The sequence below is a fragment of the Melghirimyces thermohalophilus genome (assembly GCF_900102685.1).
Taxonomy (GTDB): domain Bacteria; phylum Bacillota; class Bacilli; order Thermoactinomycetales; family DSM-45169; genus Melghirimyces; species Melghirimyces thermohalophilus.
This window is the reverse complement of record NZ_FMZA01000011.1, coordinates 53,741-69,897: the sequence shown is the minus strand read 5'-3', so window position 1 is coordinate 69,897 and position 16,157 is coordinate 53,741. Positions and strand designations below refer to the sequence as shown.

Annotated in this window: 15 protein-coding genes; 7 read left to right on the top strand and 8 right to left on the bottom strand. The window is 55.4% G+C overall.

The window, feature by feature from the left end; translation table 11 throughout:
• Positions 1-24: 24 nt before the first annotated feature.
• Positions 25-399, top strand: a complete 375-nt coding sequence (locus tag BLP91_RS09725) for a hypothetical protein (RefSeq protein WP_091570315.1) — start codon at positions 25-27, stop codon at positions 397-399.
• Positions 400-817: 418 nt separating this feature from the next.
• Here BLP91_RS09725 and BLP91_RS09720 read toward each other — a convergent pair whose 3' ends face one another.
• Entirely contained in the window at positions 818-1,393 is a 576-nt protein-coding gene (locus BLP91_RS09720; protein ID WP_091570215.1) for a YitT family protein, read from the bottom strand.
• 160 nt (positions 1,394-1,553) lie between these two features.
• On the opposite strand from BLP91_RS09720, the gene BLP91_RS09715 reads away from it, so the two are divergent.
• Positions 1,554-3,332 (top strand): peptidoglycan D,D-transpeptidase FtsI family protein, encoded by a 1,779-nt coding sequence (locus BLP91_RS09715; protein WP_091570212.1) that lies wholly within the window; start codon positions 1,554-1,556, stop codon positions 3,330-3,332.
• A 117-nt stretch (positions 3,333-3,449) separates the two neighbouring features.
• Here BLP91_RS09715 and BLP91_RS09710 read toward each other — a convergent pair whose 3' ends face one another.
• The 7 genes from BLP91_RS09710 to BLP91_RS09680 form a co-directional block, all read right to left on the bottom strand.
• Entirely contained in the window at positions 3,450-3,686 is a 237-nt protein-coding gene (locus tag BLP91_RS09710; protein WP_091570210.1) for a M23 family metallopeptidase, read from the bottom strand.
• Between the two features lie 113 nt (positions 3,687-3,799).
• Entirely contained in the window at positions 3,800-4,699 is a 900-nt protein-coding gene (thpD, locus tag BLP91_RS09705; RefSeq protein WP_091570207.1) for an ectoine hydroxylase, read from the bottom strand.
• A 104-nt stretch (positions 4,700-4,803) separates the two neighbouring features.
• Positions 4,804-5,187 carry an ectoine synthase gene (locus BLP91_RS09700; protein WP_091570204.1) on the bottom strand — a complete coding sequence of 128 codons (384 nt, stop codon included), beginning with the start codon at positions 5,185-5,187 and terminating at the stop codon, positions 4,804-4,806.
• A 53-nt stretch (positions 5,188-5,240) separates the two neighbouring features.
• A complete protein-coding gene (gene ectB / locus BLP91_RS09695; RefSeq protein ID WP_091570202.1) occupies positions 5,241-6,515 on the bottom strand; it encodes a diaminobutyrate--2-oxoglutarate transaminase in 1,275 nt (424 codons plus the stop codon).
• A 25-nt stretch (positions 6,516-6,540) separates the two neighbouring features.
• Positions 6,541-7,137: a diaminobutyrate acetyltransferase gene (gene ectA / locus BLP91_RS09690; RefSeq protein ID WP_091570199.1), complete on the bottom strand. Its 597-nt coding sequence runs from the start codon at positions 7,135-7,137 to the stop codon at positions 6,541-6,543.
• Positions 7,138-7,390: 253 nt separating this feature from the next.
• Positions 7,391-9,058: a PucR family transcriptional regulator gene (locus BLP91_RS09685; RefSeq protein WP_091570197.1), complete on the bottom strand. Its 1,668-nt coding sequence runs from the start codon at positions 9,056-9,058 to the stop codon at positions 7,391-7,393.
• A 10-nt stretch (positions 9,059-9,068) separates the two neighbouring features.
• Positions 9,069-10,067 (bottom strand): pyridoxal-phosphate dependent enzyme, encoded by a 999-nt coding sequence (locus BLP91_RS09680; RefSeq protein WP_091570194.1) that lies wholly within the window; start codon positions 10,065-10,067, stop codon positions 9,069-9,071.
• Between the two features lie 168 nt (positions 10,068-10,235).
• Here BLP91_RS09680 and BLP91_RS09675 point away from each other — a divergent pair, with 168 nt between their 5' ends.
• From BLP91_RS09675 to BLP91_RS09655, 5 genes are all read left to right on the top strand, one after another.
• Positions 10,236-11,447, top strand: a complete 1,212-nt coding sequence (locus BLP91_RS09675; protein WP_091570313.1) for a M24 family metallopeptidase — start codon at positions 10,236-10,238, stop codon at positions 11,445-11,447.
• Positions 11,448-11,450: 3 nt separating this feature from the next.
• The gene (locus BLP91_RS09670) at positions 11,451-12,428 is read left to right on the top strand and encodes a cyclodeaminase (RefSeq protein ID WP_091570191.1); all 978 of its coding nucleotides are present in this window, start codon (positions 11,451-11,453) and stop codon (positions 12,426-12,428) included.
• 49 nt (positions 12,429-12,477) lie between these two features.
• Positions 12,478-13,671: a cystathionine gamma-synthase family protein gene (locus BLP91_RS09665; RefSeq protein WP_091570311.1), complete on the top strand. Its 1,194-nt coding sequence runs from the start codon at positions 12,478-12,480 to the stop codon at positions 13,669-13,671.
• 73 nt (positions 13,672-13,744) lie between these two features.
• Entirely contained in the window at positions 13,745-14,956 is a 1,212-nt protein-coding gene (locus BLP91_RS09660) for a M20 metallopeptidase family protein (protein WP_342670286.1), read from the top strand.
• Positions 14,957-15,026: 70 nt separating this feature from the next.
• On the top strand, positions 15,027-16,094 hold the full coding sequence (locus BLP91_RS09655) for a homoserine dehydrogenase (protein ID WP_342670289.1): 1,068 nt from the start codon (positions 15,027-15,029) through the stop codon (positions 16,092-16,094).
• The last annotated feature ends 63 nt before the right edge of the window (positions 16,095-16,157 follow it).

Sequence of the window (16,157 nt, the reverse complement as noted above, 5' to 3'; positions counted from 1 at the left end):
GTAAAAAAGGAGATGAAGAAGAGCGTGAAAAAGGTGAAAATGTCTATTGTGGCATTAGTAACTGCGTTGTTGATACCTTCTTCTGCACTTGCAAGCCCTTGGACTTACGTAGGAGAAGAAACTCTCCCTCGTAATGGTTATGAATCTGATGTGTATCCCTCTAAAGGGAATAATTATAGGATTTGTCGGGATGATTTTACTGGTCCAGATAAGGTGAAAGTTGAATTATGGGAGTATGACCCTCTTGATCCGAATGATTATGTAGGAACAAGATATATAGAAAAAGGTGAATGTGGTTATTTCTGGAACATCGATCCCCATGTTGATGGCGGTGATGAAGCTGAATTTTTTGCAAAATCGAGAACGGACAGTTCTTTTCATTTAATGTTTTGGGATTAATTAGAACCGAGGGATACCTCATTCCCTCGGCAGAAAATAAACCAGCCTCAGAAGGATAAATCTGGAGCTGAGTAACAGAGGCCGCGGCCCGAATTACCGAAGGTAATCCGTCCCACAGGTTGGGTAGCCGGGGGGGGGGGCGGATTACTTTTTTCTTGTGATCGTGTATGTCATGCTGACCACTTGAACAATCGGTGCAAGAAGCGCGATAGTTTCCGCCATGTAATCGCCTCCTTTCTGCAGATACTTACTAACTGCAGAAAAGGAGGGCCGCCCCGCTTCGGGCTAAGGCGAAAGGAGCACGGGGCAAGAAAAGGATTCCGTGTTCGTTGTATGGGGCGATGAGCTCGGAAAGGGAAAAACTTTCGCCTGAAATTCCTTATGATATCCTGTCCTCCGGATTCTGCCGGAGGTGTTTTTATGCCGATTCCGGCTCTTTGCGCAGGCAGAGGGAGGTGGACAGACCGACGGCGCTGATGACGAGAAAGGTGTGGAAAAGCTGAACGGCCTCCAAGATGAAGCTTCCTGAGCCGATAATCGCGGCATCGATCACAAAGATCAGGATGCCGGCGTTCCAGTGGAAACGGTCAGCGATCAACTGTGCCAAAAGGTCCGTGCCGCCGGTACTCGTCCCGAAGCGAAGCATCAGACCGACCCCGGTTCCCACCAGCAATCCCCCGAACAAGGCGCCAAAAAGGACGGGAGATTGAACGGTTCCTTGCAAGGGGGAAAGGACGTCGATCAGCAGTGAAGAGACCAGCATCCCATAAAAGCTGTTCAACAACATACGCCGATCAAACAGCCAGACTGCGGAGAAAATCGGCAGACTCAGCAAAATGATCGCCAGTCCGGTTTTCACTCCCCACAGGTATCGAAGAATCAGGGCGAGACCGATCACGCCCCCGTCCAACAACCGATGGGGAGTGAGAAACAGGTTGAGGCCGAGGCTGATCAGGGTTCCGCCGATGAAGATGGACACATGGCGGTTAAGCATTCCGGTCATCCCTTCTGGAAGCTGTCCATAGAAAGTATGTTTGTCCACCTGACCCTATGCGATACGGGACAAAAGGTGACCAAATCATGAACCATCGCTTCCCCCGTATACACCACAGCCCTGATGCCTAAGCTGGAAGTTGAAAGGGCGGGGTGATCGTATGAAAAGGGGAGGACGAAGATTTGTTTGGATCACCGTCATATTGGTGGCCGCTTTTTGTGGGATCCTGTTTCGGTTGTACTGGATCCAGATGATCGCGGTTCACTCTTTCTCCCAGGGGGAAGTGGACCTGGTTTCGGCTGCGGAAGAACAGCAGAGCGGGGTGTTTGTGGTGGACAGCGGTCGGGGGGAGATTTTGGATCGAGATGGAACATCCCTCACAGGTGCAAAAGACTGGCGTCTGATCGTGTTTCCCTTGTCAGACAAGCAGTGGGTGGCACACCGCAAGAAATTGGAGCAGGTGGCTAGGCTCGTCGGTTACGAGTTTGAGGCGTTTCGAGATCAGGTACAAGCGATGACTCGCCCGCAAACCCTCTCCGACCGGAAGGGAAAAGAGAAGACCTTGACGGAAGAGCAGGCCCGATCGATCCAACGGTTGGCGATACCGGGCATCTACGCCTTAGAAAGTGATGACCGTCACAATGAGGGACGACCCGCCCGGCAACTGTTGGGGCGGGTGGAGCACCAGCCTTTTCTGGCCCGTAGCCGGTATCCGGAAGAGGGAGCGGGTGAGCCGTCGGGAGCCCCGCTTCGAATCGGGGTGACAGGATTGGAGGCGGCCTTCGATCCCTTGCTTCGAGGGGGCGAACACAATCTGCTCACCTATGCCACCGACGGAAGAGGACGCCCACTCAACGGACTCCATATGAAGGCGGAGGCCGGTGTGGACCGGATTCCCTACCGGATCCAAACCACGCTGGATCGCAAGCTGCAACAACAGGTGGAAAAGGTATTGGACGAGGCGGGAGTGGTGGAAGGAGCGGTGGTGGTTCAGGAGATCACCACCGGGGATATTTTGGCCATGGCCAGCCGCCCCCGTCCAGGGGAGGCTGGAAAGAAAGAAAACCCCTGGGACAACCGGGCGTTGCTGGAGATGACTCCGGGCTCCATCTTTAAGACGGTGACCGCCTTGGCCGCACTGGATACCGGAAAGGTGAAGCCGGGGGAAACCTTCCACTGTAACGGGCACTTGGGTCGGTACGGGATGAAAGATGCCAAACCCGGCGGCCATGGCAAACAGACCCTGGCGGAAGCTTACGCCAACTCCTGCAATGTGGTGTTTGCCCAAGTCGCGGAACGGGTAGGCGGAGAAAATCTGCAGGACTACGCCCGTCGATTGGGACTGGGCCAACGGATTCTCTGGTCGGGGAAGGTGTTTAAAGAGGAACAGTTTCGTCAGCTGCCTGGAGAACAGACGGGAGTCATTTTTTCCGCCGCTACCGCAAAGAATGATCGCGGCGCGGTGGCTCAGACCGGCATCGGACAGCGGGATGTGAAGATGACCCCGTTGCAGGCGGCCAATATGGTGACCACACTGTTTCAGGAGGGGAAGACCCTGAACCCCCGAGTGGTTCGAGAGATCCGGCGTCCCGACGGAGAACCGTATTTCCGTTTCCCTCCCCATGCTCTGAAAACGGAGGAAAAAATCGGGGATGCTGCATTGCAAACCGTCCGTCAGATGATGCGGCAGGCTGTCACGCAGGGAACCGCCCAGTCGCTGAAAGGGGCGTCGGTGCGTCTCGGAGCGAAGACAGGAACAGCACAACGAGGCCCGGATCAGGATACCTACAACAAATGGATGATTGGATACGGTTCTTATGAACAGCCTCGATATTCCGTGGCCATTGTCATCCGATCGGTGCGAAAAGCCGATGATATGCGGGCGCACCAGGTCTTCCGCCAAGTGATGGAGGGGTTGGTGAAAAAGCCGAACTCCTAACCCTAAAAACCGATCGGCGGCGACCGATCGGTTTTGTGACGTTTCCGGGTCAGGTGCGACGAAGGGTTTTTCGAACCATTTGTTCCACTAGACGAAAGGTGGCAGCTGTCATCGACGTCATGTTTCCCACCGACGGGGCGTTGGGGGATTTCGAAAATAAGGGGTTGGATGGATCGGCGTTCCGTTGGCCTGCAGTTCAGCTACCACCGGTTTTCCGTAGATGCAGGCTCGGCGGATGTCGGTGCCCGTATAAAGTCGACAGATGTGATAAATGGGAGAGATTCGCACCCCGAATCCCAAAATGATCCGTCGGTAGCCGGGAACCGCCCAGCGAAGAGTGATCCGGTAGGGCATATCGTAGCCTCTCATAGGGTTCTATGCAATTATTGTGTGAGTGGAACCGTGATCACGTATCCGCAAAAGCACAAAAAAGCCGCGCACATATGGCGCGGCTTTTACGGCATGGATCAGGATTCCTGCAATACCGAATGTTGAACGGTCCGGTTGGCGAGATATTCCGGACGGGGTTTCAATCCGGAGAAGGGCTCTACTAACTGGTTTTTCACACTGTTAAAGACGAAGAAGACATTGCTCCGAGGGAGAGGGGTGATGTTTCCGTTGGATCCGTGCATGACGTTGCATTCAAAGAGCAACAAGGAACCGGCAGGGGCGGTAGCTGTAGTGATGCCGCCTTCTTCCACCATCTGGGCCAGGCTGTCGTTGTCCGGCACCCCTAACTCCTGCTTCTTCAAGGAAGACTGATAGTTGTTCTCTGGAGTTTTACCCGCACAGGAAACATACTTTTTGTGGGATCCAGGGATCAACAAGAGCGGACCGTTATAGGAATGGTTGTCGGTCAACAGGATGGAACAACTGATTGCCCGCATCCGGGGCATCCCGTCTTCCACATGCCAGGTTTCAAAGTCGGAATGCCAATAAAACTCTTTGCCTTTAAAACCGGGTTTAAAGTTGATGCGGAACTGGTGGACATAGATATCGCTGCCCAAAATCTGCGAGATCATGTCGGTAATGCGTGGGTCACGGGACAGCCGCCCAAACAGCTCATTCTTCCGATGGGCGTCGAAGATGGAGCGAATTTCATCGCTGCCCGGTTCCCGGACGATCTCCGGGGAATCGTTGTTCCGGTTTTCCTCCCAGAGGAGGTGAAGGTGCTTTTGCATCTCTGCGACTTCTTCCGCGCTGAAGAAGTTATCGAGCAACAGAAAACCGTTTTTTTCGTAGAATCCCAACTGCTGCTGATCCAGCGGTCCTTCCTTTAATTCCTGAGGACTGCCATACAGAACGGGATCTTTCCGTTCCAGAATCTTCGGCTCGTCACCGACTCGGGAAGGATACAAATCTTCCATCACATTCACTCCTGTAAATGAGATTTTGGATAGTTTCCTTCAGGCCACTGACTGGCCGACCTCGGGATCGGAAAGGCGTATTCGGTTTCTGTTACCGACAGGGGTTAGTCCAACAGCGGGTAAGCACCTTCCTCATCATGGGTTTCTTGACCGGTCAACGGCGGATTAAACACACAGACCATCCGCAGTTTCGTTGTGGCCGTTACCCGGTGCTTTTCGTGACCGTTCAGGGTGTACAGCGTGCCGGGTTTCAGGGTGTAGACCTTGTCGTTATCCAGGTCTTCCAGCTTCCCTTCACCTTCGATACAGTACACCGCTTCAATGTGGTTTTTGTACCAGAATTCGGAGACTGTACCTGCATGGATAATGGTGTCGTTCAGAGAGAAACCGACGTTGTCCTTCTTTAGCAAGAAGCGGCGGCTTTCCCAAGTTTCCCCCTTGACTACGTCTTCCGTTCCCATGAGGTCTTCTAAATGTTTAACGATCACGTTGCTTCATCCTTTCCCGGGTTTGGCTGAACTTAAACAAGTTAATGAAAAAATCAGCTGATTTTTTTGGCTGCGGATTCGATGCTCTCTTCCAGTATACCCAATCCTTTGTCCAAACCTTCATCATCGATGATCAACGGAGGCAAGAGTTTGACTACTTCGCTGTTAGGACCAGATGTCTCCATAATTAGGCCCCGTTTGAAGGCTTCGCTACATACCTCATCTGCAAGACCTTCTTTGGGGAACTCCATGCCGAGCATCAGGCCGCGGCCGCGAACTTGGGTGATCAAGTCCGGATGTTTGTCGGCGATCTTTTGCAGGGCCGCCTTCACACGATCCCCTTTCCGTTGAACCTCCCGGCTGAATGCATCGGTCTCCCAGAACCGGAGCGCTTCCGTTGCGGCGACAAAGGCGAGGTTGTGCCCGCGGAAGGTCCCGTTGTGTTCACCGGGAGCCCAAGTGTCCAGGTCCGGACGGAACAGGGTGACGGCAAAGGGCACCCCATAACCGCTGAGGGATTTGGACAAACAGACGATATCCGGTTGAATCTCTGCCGGTTCAAAGCTGAAGAAGGTACCGGTGCGGCCGCATCCCGCTTGAATGTCATCGACAATCAGCAGGACATCATATCGACGACAGATTTGCTCAACCTGCTTCAACCACTCGAAACTGGCCGCGTTGATTCCTCCCTCACCCTGGACGGTTTCCAGAATAACGGCGGCGGGAAGGTCGACGCCGCTACCCTTGTCTTCCAGGTACCGTTCAAGGAGGGTTAGCGAATCAATGTTCTCGTTATATTGATCGTAAGGAAGAGAGACGGCGCCCGTCAGCGGGATACCGGCCCCTTTCCGTTTAAAAGCATTTCCGGTGACGGCGAGTGAACCCAGTGTCATCCCGTGAAAACCCCGAGTGAAGCTGACTACGGTTTGTCGTCCGGTCACTTTGCGGGCCAATTTTAAGGCACTCTCCACCGCGTTGGTTCCAGTGGGTCCCGGGAACATGACTTTGTATTCCAAGTTGCGCGGTTTCAGGATCACATCCTGGAACCGACTGAGAAATTCTTCTTTAGATGACGTGGCCATGTCCAGGCTGTGGACAATTCCGTCGGAAGTGAGATACTCGATCAGTCTCTTTTGCATACCGGACTCGTTGTGCCCGTAGTTGAGGGTACCGGCGCCGGCGAAAAAGTCGATATATTCTCGACCTTGTCGATCCCAGAGCTTGTATCCCTTCGCTTTTTCGAAAATGGTGGGAAAGCTACGGCAGTAGCTGCGTACTTCGGATTCCACTTCTTCAAAAACACTCATGTCCGTTTTCTCAGGATCCATCGTTTCAGATGTAGGTATCAATGGTTTATAGAACCTCCTCGGTGGTTTCCTTTGCCTTAAAAGGACCGATTCGGTAAGTCCATTCAGACTCGTGACCTTGGTCGGGGAACATGGTTTCGGAGAAGCATTCGGATATGTCGCATTCCGTCTGCAGGTCCTTCGCCAAGCCTTTAAACAAATTCTGGGAAGGAATGTTTGAAGGGGAGACTGTCGCCTCCAGGTAGTTGACGCCATCACAAGCCTTACGGGTGATGAGGGATTTCAGCATGGCGTTAGCCAGTCCCTTGCCCCGTTGCGATGCATCGACGGCTACCTGCCAGACGAAGACAGTGTCGTCCGTGGTCTGCGGTCGAAACCCGGAGACAAATCCGACGATCTGTCCTTCTTCGTCTTCGGCGACGACACAGGTTTCGGGGAAAAACTTACATAACATGAGGTAGCTGTATGAGGAGTTGAGATCCAGTACCTTCGCCCGCTTGATCAGTTTCCAGACTTCCGAACCGTCTTCATCTTCGGGCTTTCTGAAAACCACATTCAAGCCGCGAGGCTTTTGGATCCGAATCGTCACAGGCTTTTTAGCTGGTTCCACTGTGCGGACAGTCTGACTGCCGTTAATGGACATCACCCACCTTAAAATTTTTACTTGCGACACTGTGACTGTTAATCACCTTTATATGGTAACGTGATTCGTTGTAATCGTCCAAAGGAGTTTAACCGTTTTGAGAAAGGTTAATCATTCTGAACTCCCTCACCAGGTAATTCAGAAGCGAATTGTTTAAGAATGCTACCTTATGGTGACAGATGCTTGAAGTTTGAGCAGGTTATCAGGAAGCGGAAGTGTTCCGCCAGTCGTGAACACTCCCGCCAACATCGTCTCATGGACGTTCATTGATCTCGTTTTCCCAGATTTTCAGACTGAGATGCAATAGAAAGAGATCGTCGGGGTTGAGCAGAGTGAGCCCGGTCAAAAATTCGATTTTTCGCAGGCGGTAGAGAAGGGATTGACGGTGTAGGTTGAGTTCACGGGCGGTCTGGCTGACGTTACACTGGTGGCGAATGTACACCTTGAGGGTCTGGATCAGGTCGATTCCCCGCTGTTTACTATAGTTGAACAGCTGTTCCATCGTCTTCCAGGTGATCTCCTGCATTTCCGGTTGGTTGCCCAAATGGCGGAGCGCGCGGTACAGGCCGGTCTCCTTGAAGAAGCTGCGGTGCCCCGGCCCTTTTTGCTTTCGTCCGATCTCCAGGGCTGTCCGCGCATCCTGGTACCCGTTTTCAAAGGTAAAGTGGCCGGTGCGGTTTTCGGCGATTCCCCAGGAGAGACGCCAGCCGTCGGCGCCAGGTAAGAGGCCCGCCTCCAATCGGTCGAGAAATTCGTGAGCTGACTCTACCGCCTGTTCCGGTGGCGTCTCCAAATAGACCACCCACTCAACGCCCTGGGAAGCCGCCATCAGTAAACGCTCCATCTGTCGGCTGGTCCGGCGTATCTCTTGTTCCAACCGGGTAACCAGTTGATCCGGTACCTCCGGGTCTGGGCGCGGCGGCCCCGCTTTCTCTAGGCGGCCGGCCAGGCAGAGGTAGGAGCGATCGATGTCGAAACCGAGGGTGCGAGCCCGGGAGCGGGGCATCTCCCGGGAGTGAAACTCTCCCTTTGCCAAACTCCAGACGAAATCATGGCGAAACTTGAGCTCCGTTTCCCGGACGGCTTGGTTTTGTAAAAACCAAAGAGCGGCTGTGGTCGCCGCATGCTCCAACACGATCAAACCTTCCGCATGGGCGAACTCTTCCACATCCACTCCCCGCGGAAGCAGAGAGAGGAGATATCCCTGCAGCTTGCTGGCGGTTCGGATTGGCATCTCCAGACAATTGTGATCGTCCAGCCGAAACCAGCGCCACTCCGTGTGGATGGGGTTTCGTTGATCCGACAGCCGGCGGACGAGGACGGGCGGGTGTTTTTCCGTGTATTCCGCCCAAAGGCGGGAGAGAATTTTGGAACGGGGGCTCTGACCCAGGATTTCCCCGTTTAGACCGACAATGATGGAGGGTTGGCTCCAGCGTTCTTCAGTGGCCGCGGAGATCTCGGACAGATTTGCGCCTCGGAGCAGCAGCTGGAGGAGGTGCTGTTGCACATCTTTGGACAGGCGGGCGATTTGATCTTGTTTTCGGTTCAATTCCGTGGCCACCTGCTGAACAATATCGGAGAAGCGCCGTTCCCACGGGACCTCGATCAGAGGCATCTTTGCCTCCTCTGCCAGCTGGATCGCCTCCTCCGGAACCCTGCGGAGATAATGTCCGGTGGCAACGGCGAGGGCGGAGGCGCCGGATTGGATCACATCTCGTGTAAACTGACAAAAGAGGGCAGGATCGTGACCGGAACCGATCGCCGAGCTTAAAACCAGTTCGTTTTTCCGGATGAAATTTTCCACAGGAATTTCGATTACCGAGACCCAGTCCACCCGACGCTGGGAGAGGCGTTCCTTGGCCGCCAGCACTTTGGCTCCTTCCATCACATCCAGCTGAACCACATCCGCGACAGTCAGCATGAGCTTCACCTCACACAGGGTCTTTGGTATGGTTTGCAGCCATCCTCACCGCTTGAAAAAGCGTGGAGGGGTCGAGATTGGCCCCACTCAGGATCAACACGACCGGTTGAGGGTCGGGTTTGAATTTTCTGGATAGAATGGCGGCGATAGTGGTTGCAGCGGCCCCTTCCACCACTGTGCGGTGATGATTCAACATAAAGGCGATCCCTTCCGCGATCTCTCTTTCGCTCACCAGTAGGGTTTGATCGGCTAAGTCCCCCACCATGTGGAAGGTGTAGCGATTGTCGGTGCCCAAGCCGCCTAACAGGCTGTCCGCCAAGGTAGTCCGTTCCGGCATCACTAGGGTTTTTCCTTTTTTGAGGCTGTAATGCATGACAGCGGGCCCTTCCATGGAGACACCGATGATCCGGCTGGTGGGGCGATTGGTTTTAACCGCCAGTCCGATCCCGGAGAGGAGACCGCCCCCGGACAGCGGGATGATCACCGACCCCAGTTCCGGTAAATCCTCCAGCAGTTCCAGGCCGATGGTGCCCTGGCCGGCGATCACCCAAGGATCATCGAAGGGAGAGATCACCGTGAGTCCCTCTTCCCGCTCCAGGCGCACACATTCCGCCTCTGCTTCATCCTGGCTCTCTCCGTGGATATGGAGTCGGCCTCCCAACCGCTGGATCGCCTCCGTCTTGGCAGCGGGTACGCGGCGGGATACACAGATCACCGCCGGGATGCCGAGGCGGCTGGCCACCCAAGCGACCGCCATCCCGTGGTTGCCGGTGGAGAAGGTGGTTACCCCCCGTGCCCGCTCCTTTTGGTTTAAGCTGAGAATTTTATTGGCGGCCCCACGGACTTTGAAGGCGTGGATTTCGTGCTGAGTCTCCATTTTCAAATAGACGGGACAGCCGGCGCATCGGGAAAGTTCGGTTGATTTCACCAGCGGGGTTTTTTTGATCAGCGATGCGATTCGCTTTCGGGCAAGCCAGACGTCGCTGATATCGAGGGATAGGCGCTCCATGGTTCAAACCTCCTCGGTCAAAGGCGGACAAGCCCTCCCGCCTTTAGATAATCTGATGAAAAGAGTCCCTTTAATTTCATACATTATGGCAATTGTCGCTGTTCATGCTGTGCCCGTATGATAAAAGTAAGAAAAGAAAAAAGGGGGTAACAGGCTGTGCGCGGGATCTTGCCATTTTCGGTGTCTGAATATACGGAAAGGTTGGTGCGGACCCAACGTCTGATGCATGAAGCGGGCGTGGATGTTCTCCTGGTGAGCGACCCTGCTAACATGAATTATCTCTCCGGCTATGACGGCTGGTCTTTCTACGTTCCTCAGGTGTTGGTAGTGATCGCCGATGAAGAGCATCCCCTCTGGATCGGACGCAAACAGGACGCCAACGGCGCTCGGATCACCACCTGGTTCCATGCCGACCAGATTATCCCGTACCCCGAAAAATACGTGCAGTCGAGTGATCAACATCCCATGGATTTTGTTGCTGATATTTTATCACAGATCGGGCAGTCCAAACGACGCATCGGTGTAGAGCTGGATGCCTATTACTTTTCCGCCCGCTCCTTTGAACAATTGAAGCGACGCATGCCCAATACCTGCTTTAAGGATACGTCCCTATTGGTCAACCGGGTCCGGATGATCAAGTCGGATCAGGAGATTGAATACATGCGCCGAGCGGCACGGATTGTGGAGAAAGCGATGCGAGCTGGGATTCACTCCATCGGATCCGGTGTGCGGGGGTGCGATGTGGCCGCCACTATCAGTTACGCCCAATTTAGCGGCACACCCGATTACGGAGGGGATTATCCGGCGATTGTGCCCTTGCTTCCCTCGGGAATCAAAACCAGTACCCCTCATCTCACCTGGTCCGACAGTCACTACCAGGAGGGAGATGCGGTTATCTTGGAGTTGGCCGGCTGTTACAAGAGGTACCACTCGCCAATGGCCCGAACAGCGGTGATCGGCAAAGCCTCTCCCAAGTTGCAGGATCTGGCCGAAGTGGTGATCGAGGGTCTGAACACCACACTGGAAGCGATCCGCCCCGGCATCACCTGTGAGGAGGTGGAAGCGGTCTGGAGCAAAGTGATCGAAAAAAGGGGCTACTTTAAGGATTCTCGGATCGGTTATTCCGTCGGTCTCAATTACCCCCCGGACTGGGGAGAGCATACGGCCAGCATCAGGAAAGGGGATCGGACGGTTCTGCAACCCAATATGACTTTCCACCTGATCCCGGGGGTTTGGTTGGATCATTACGGCGTGGAACTGTCGGAAACCCTGCGTGTGACCGAGTCCGGTTGTGAGGTATTGGCCAATTTCCCCCGGAAGCTGTTCCAAATCCCCGACCCGCCGCTGGCCACAATGCCGGTAGAGGAAAGCGGGGCGTAACCAGTGTGGGTGTTTACAGAAGAGGAAATCCGTGATGCCGTCGCTTTAAACGTGGCGACAGTTGATGGGGTGGAAAAGGGTTTTTCCGCCCTGGTGGAAGGTCGGGTGCGGATGCCCCCGATCCTGCGGGTCGATATCCCCGAGCACCGAGGAGAAGTCGATGTGAAAACCGCAGTGGTGGAGGGCGAGCCTTTCTTTGCGGTCAAGATGTCTTCCGGTTTTTTCGATAATCCCAAACGGGGCCTGGCCAGCGGCAGCGGGTTGATGGTTTTGCTGGATGTGGAGACTGGGCTTCCCGAGGCAATCCTGTTGGATAACGGCTTATTGACCGACCTGAGGACAGCAGCTGCGGGAGCGGTAGCGGCCCGACATCTGGCCCGGGATCAAATGACCACAGCCGGTGTGATCGGAGCCGGTTCCCAGGCCCGCTACCAGATTCGTTCCCTGGCCCTGGTGCGCCGCTTTGACCGGATTTTGGTCTGGTCCCGGAATAAACAACGAGCGGAAGCCTGTGCACAGGAGCTGGCAGCGGAAATCGGGGTCCCTGCGGAAGTGGCCCCCGATACGGAAACCGTCGTCAAACGTTCCGATGTGGTGATTACGTCCACCCCCGCCACCCGGCCGCTCATCCAGAAAGAGTGGTTGCATGAGGGGCTTCATCTGACAGCGATGGGTTCCGATGCGGAACACAAACAGGAGATCGAGGGAGCGGCGATCGCCGCCGTGGATCGTTTCGTCTGCGATTCCCGCCAGCAGTCCCTTCGGTTGGGAGAGTTGCGAGCGGCGGTGGCCGAAGGATGGATCGATGAAAGGGAGTCGATTACCGAATTAGGCGAGATCACGGCGAGCTGCACACCGGGACGCAGATCAGAGGAGGAGATCACCTTGTGCGATCTGACCGGTACCGGTGTGCAGGATACGGTGATCGCGGTGATGGCTTATCGGCGTCTTCGTGAGCAGGGAAAAGGGACCCGGATTTAATCACAATCAGGGAGTGATCGATGTGGGCCAACAGCGTTTTAACAAGGGGATGGAAAGCAGAGGCACTCGTTCGGTGTGGGCAGGGGAAGAAAAGAATTTGTTGCAAGGGGCGACCCAGGTTCCGGTGGTGCACAGCGTCTCCTTTGGTTACCAGGATATCGACGCGTGGCATGACGTGGCTCTCGGTCAGAAGGAAGGTCACATCTACGGGCGCAATAGCAATCCGACGGTTGAAGTGTTTGCAGAAAAAGTGCGCAGCTTAGAAGGGGCAGAGGCGGCTGCTGCTTTCTCCACCGGTATGGCTGCCATCTCCAACGCTCTGTTCGCGCTTCTCTCTTCCGGCGACCGGGTGGTGACGATCAAAGATACCTATGGCGGGGCCAGCAAAATCTTCCTCGACCATCTCCCCCGCTTCCAGGTGGATGTGGCCATGTGCGACACGGATGATTTTGATGGGATCGAAGCGGAGATCCAAAAGGGCTGCCAAATCCTGTACCTGGAGACACCGACTAATCCGACGCTGAAAGTGATCGACTTGGAACGGATGGTCCGGGCCGCCCGGCAACAAGGGGCGCTGGTTTTTGTCGACAACACCTTCGCCACGCCGATCAACCAGAACCCGCTGGAGTTGGGAGTCGATCTAGTTATCCATAGCGCCACCAAGTTTTTGGGCGGTCACGCCGATGCTCTGGGCGGAGTGATCTGCGGTGCGGAGGAGATTGTCAAAAGAGTGAACCGGTTCCGGGAGATCCAAGGGGGAGCGCTTCATCCGATGGCGGCCTACCTGCTGCTCAGGGGGATGAAAACCCTTCATCTCCGGGTGCGGCAGCAGAACGAAAGCGCGCTTGCCATTGCCCGTTGGCTGGAGCAACACCCTCGGGTGGATGAAGTGTTCCACCCCGGACTGCCTTCCCACCCCCAACATGAGATCGCAGCCAAACAGATGCGGGGCTATGGTGGAGTGTTCAGCTTCTCCCTGAAGGGGGGCATCGACGCCGTGCGCGCTTTCCTTCCCTCCCTCCGCTATGCGCACCTGGCGGCGAACCTGGGCTCGGTGGAGACCGTCGCTGCTCCGCCGCGGACCAGCAGCCATTTGGAATGCAGCGAGGAAGAACGCCGGTCGATGGGGATCCCGGAGGGATTGATCCGCTATTCCGTCGGCATCGAAGAGACCGATGACCTGCTTAGCGATCTGAAGCAGGCACTGGACCGTCTCCCCGAACGCATAGGGGCCCCTTCTTAAGGGACAGTAAAAAGAGAAAAGGAGAGCGCAACCCGCTTTTCTCAGGGGTTGCGCTTTGTCTGGAGGGATCTCAGTGGGAAAAAGGGTGGCGGAACAGGCGGAAGCGCTGCAGGAACAATTGGTGGCATGGCGGCGTCAGATCCACGCCAATCCGGAATTGAGTTTCCGGGAGTTTGAGACGGCTCGCTTGGTGGCCGGTGAGCTGGAGAAAATCGATGGGATGGTGGTGAAAAAAGGAGTGGGGACGACGGGGGTGGTTGGAACGCTGTCCCGAGGCGAAGGAAGAACTATCGCTCTCCGGGCGGATATGGACGCTCTCCCGATTGTGGAATCGGGTGATCGTCCTTACCGCTCCCGCAATCCGGGTGTGATGCATGCTTGTGGCCACGATGCCCACACAGCGATTCTACTGGGGGCGGCTCGCCTTCTGGGAGAGGCCTTTCGTTCCGAAAAGATTCAGGGAACCGTCCAGTTTGTGTTCCAACCGGGGGAGGAATACACCGGAGCTGTCGGGACCACTGGAGCACCACAAATGTTGGAGGCCGGGGCGCTCGATGGAGTGGAGCAGGTGATCGCTCTGCATATGAATCCCGAGCGGCCAGTCGGTGCCGTCCTGGTCAATGACGGTTACACCATGGCCGGGGTGGATACCTTTCAAGGTACCTTATACGGAACCGGCGGACATGGAGCTTATCCCCATCTGGGCACCGATCCCAGCTGGATGCTGCTGCCGGTGCTGCAAGCTGTTCACGGCATCGTCGCCCGCAGGGTTTCCCCCCTGGAGCCGGCTGTGGTCAGTATCGGACAAATCCACGCCGGCACGGCCAGCAATGTGATCCCATCGGAGGTGTTTATCCAGGGGACGATCCGTACCTATGATCCTGACACCCGCAACCGAATCGTGGATCAGTTGGAAAAAGCCTTTTCCCTGGTCACGGGGTTGGGCGGAAGTTATACCTTTCAGGTGGAAGAGGGAGAGCCTGCGCTATACAATCACCCGGAAACCAATTTGGCGATCCTGAAGGCGATCCGTCATCTGTACCCGGAGATGGAGATCGATGGCGGCCCCTTTGGAATGGCTGCGGAGGATTTCAGCTACATGACGCAACAGGTACCGGGAGCGATGTTTTTCTTGGGATGCGCGTTGCCCGACGGCATACACCGGGATCTGCATACCCCGATCTTTGACATCGACGAGGGCTGCCTGCCCATCGGAACGGCTATCTTGACGCAGACCGCCCTGCAAATACTGAAATCGGAGCGCGCAGATGAATCGGTCTCCTAGGAAGTCCGGCCAAGGCAGGGGAGGATACCGCGAGGATCGTCCCCTGCCTCTATTTGCCGGATATTAACGGATAACCCAAACGGAAGGAGAGCGTGCCATGGAACACCGGTTGGCGATGATCGGTTTTGGAACAGTGGGTCAGGCACTGGCGCGGATTTTGATGGAACGAAAAGCTGAACTGCGGGAGAAGGAAGGATACATGGCACGGATCACCGCTATATCCGATGCGATGAAGGGGGCGTTGTATCATCCGGAGGGGCTGGACTTGGTTCAGGTGTTTCGCTCCCTTGAACAGACGGGAACTTTGGATGCTTACCCGGATACCCCTGGGTTAAAACGGGGGTGGGATAGTCTGAAGACGATTGAGGATACCAACGCCGACGTTGTGGTGGAAGTCACCTTTACCGATGTGGAGACGGGGCAACCGGCGATCGATCATTGTCGCAGGGCATTTGAGGCGGGAAAACACGTGGTCACCACCAACAAAGGGCCGGTGGCACTCGCCTACCGGGAACTATCTGAACTGGCTGAAAAAAATGGGGTTTTTTGGGGATTTGAAGGAACCGTGATGAGCGGGACGCCGGCTCTTCGCTTGCCGCAAACCGCTTTGGCCGGAGATCGGGTTCGGGAGATCCGGGGGATTCTCAATGGAACGACCAATTATATTTTGACTCGGGTGGAAGAAGGGCGAAGTCTGGATGAAGCCTTGCGGGAGGCGCAGCACCACGGTTATGCAGAAGCGGATCCTACCAGTGACTTGGAGGGATTTGACGCCTTATACAAAGTGATGATCCTGTCCGAAGTGGTAATGGGGGTGCCGCTGAACCGCCAGGATGTGGAACGGAAAGGGATCCAAACAGTGACGGCGGAAGCGATCCGGCAGGCGAAGCGGGAAGGAAAGAGGTGGAAAGTGCTGGGGCAACTTCGGGAGGAGGAGGGACGAATTGCCGCATCGGTCCAACCTGTCGCTATCCCGGAGACGGATCCCCTGGCTGGAGTGAGAGGGGCCCTCAACGCCGTCACTTACACCTGTGACCTCCTCGGTCCAGTCACTCTTGTCGGTGCCGGGGCGGGACGTTCGGAGACAGGATTTGCCCTTTTGGCGGACCTGATTCAGATTTGGCGCGATGCCCGCTAGAAGTGTGGTGATAAGCGGCAGATTCGACATCTTAGGCTGATCCATAGCAGGCTAGTTCCACCT

Excerpts from the sequence above, each read along its gene's own strand:
- BLP91_RS09680 (WP_091570194.1), bottom strand. The coding sequence starts at position 10,067 with ATGGAGCGCCTATCCCTCGATATCAGCGACGTCTGGCTTGCCCGAAAG.
- thpD (WP_091570207.1), bottom strand. The coding sequence starts at position 4,699 with ATGGAAGATTTGTATCCTTCCCGAGTCGGTGACGAGCCGAAGATTCTG.
- BLP91_RS09685 (WP_091570197.1), bottom strand. The coding sequence starts at position 9,058 with ATGCTGACTGTCGCGGATGTGGTTCAGCTGGATGTGATGGAAGGAGCC.
- ectB (WP_091570202.1), bottom strand. The coding sequence starts at position 6,515 with ATGGATCCTGAGAAAACGGACATGAGTGTTTTTGAAGAAGTGGAATCC.
- BLP91_RS09710 (WP_091570210.1), bottom strand. The coding sequence starts at position 3,686 with ATGCCCTACCGGATCACTCTTCGCTGGGCGGTTCCCGGCTACCGACGG.
- ectA (WP_091570199.1), bottom strand. The coding sequence starts at position 7,137 with ATGTCCATTAACGGCAGTCAGACTGTCCGCACAGTGGAACCAGCTAAA.
- BLP91_RS09720 (WP_091570215.1), bottom strand. The coding sequence starts at position 1,393 with ATGCTTAACCGCCATGTGTCCATCTTCATCGGCGGAACCCTGATCAGC.
- BLP91_RS09665 (WP_091570311.1), top strand. The coding sequence starts at position 12,478 with ATGGAAAGCAGAGGCACTCGTTCGGTGTGGGCAGGGGAAGAAAAGAAT.
- BLP91_RS09715 (WP_091570212.1), top strand. The coding sequence starts at position 1,554 with ATGAAAAGGGGAGGACGAAGATTTGTTTGGATCACCGTCATATTGGTG.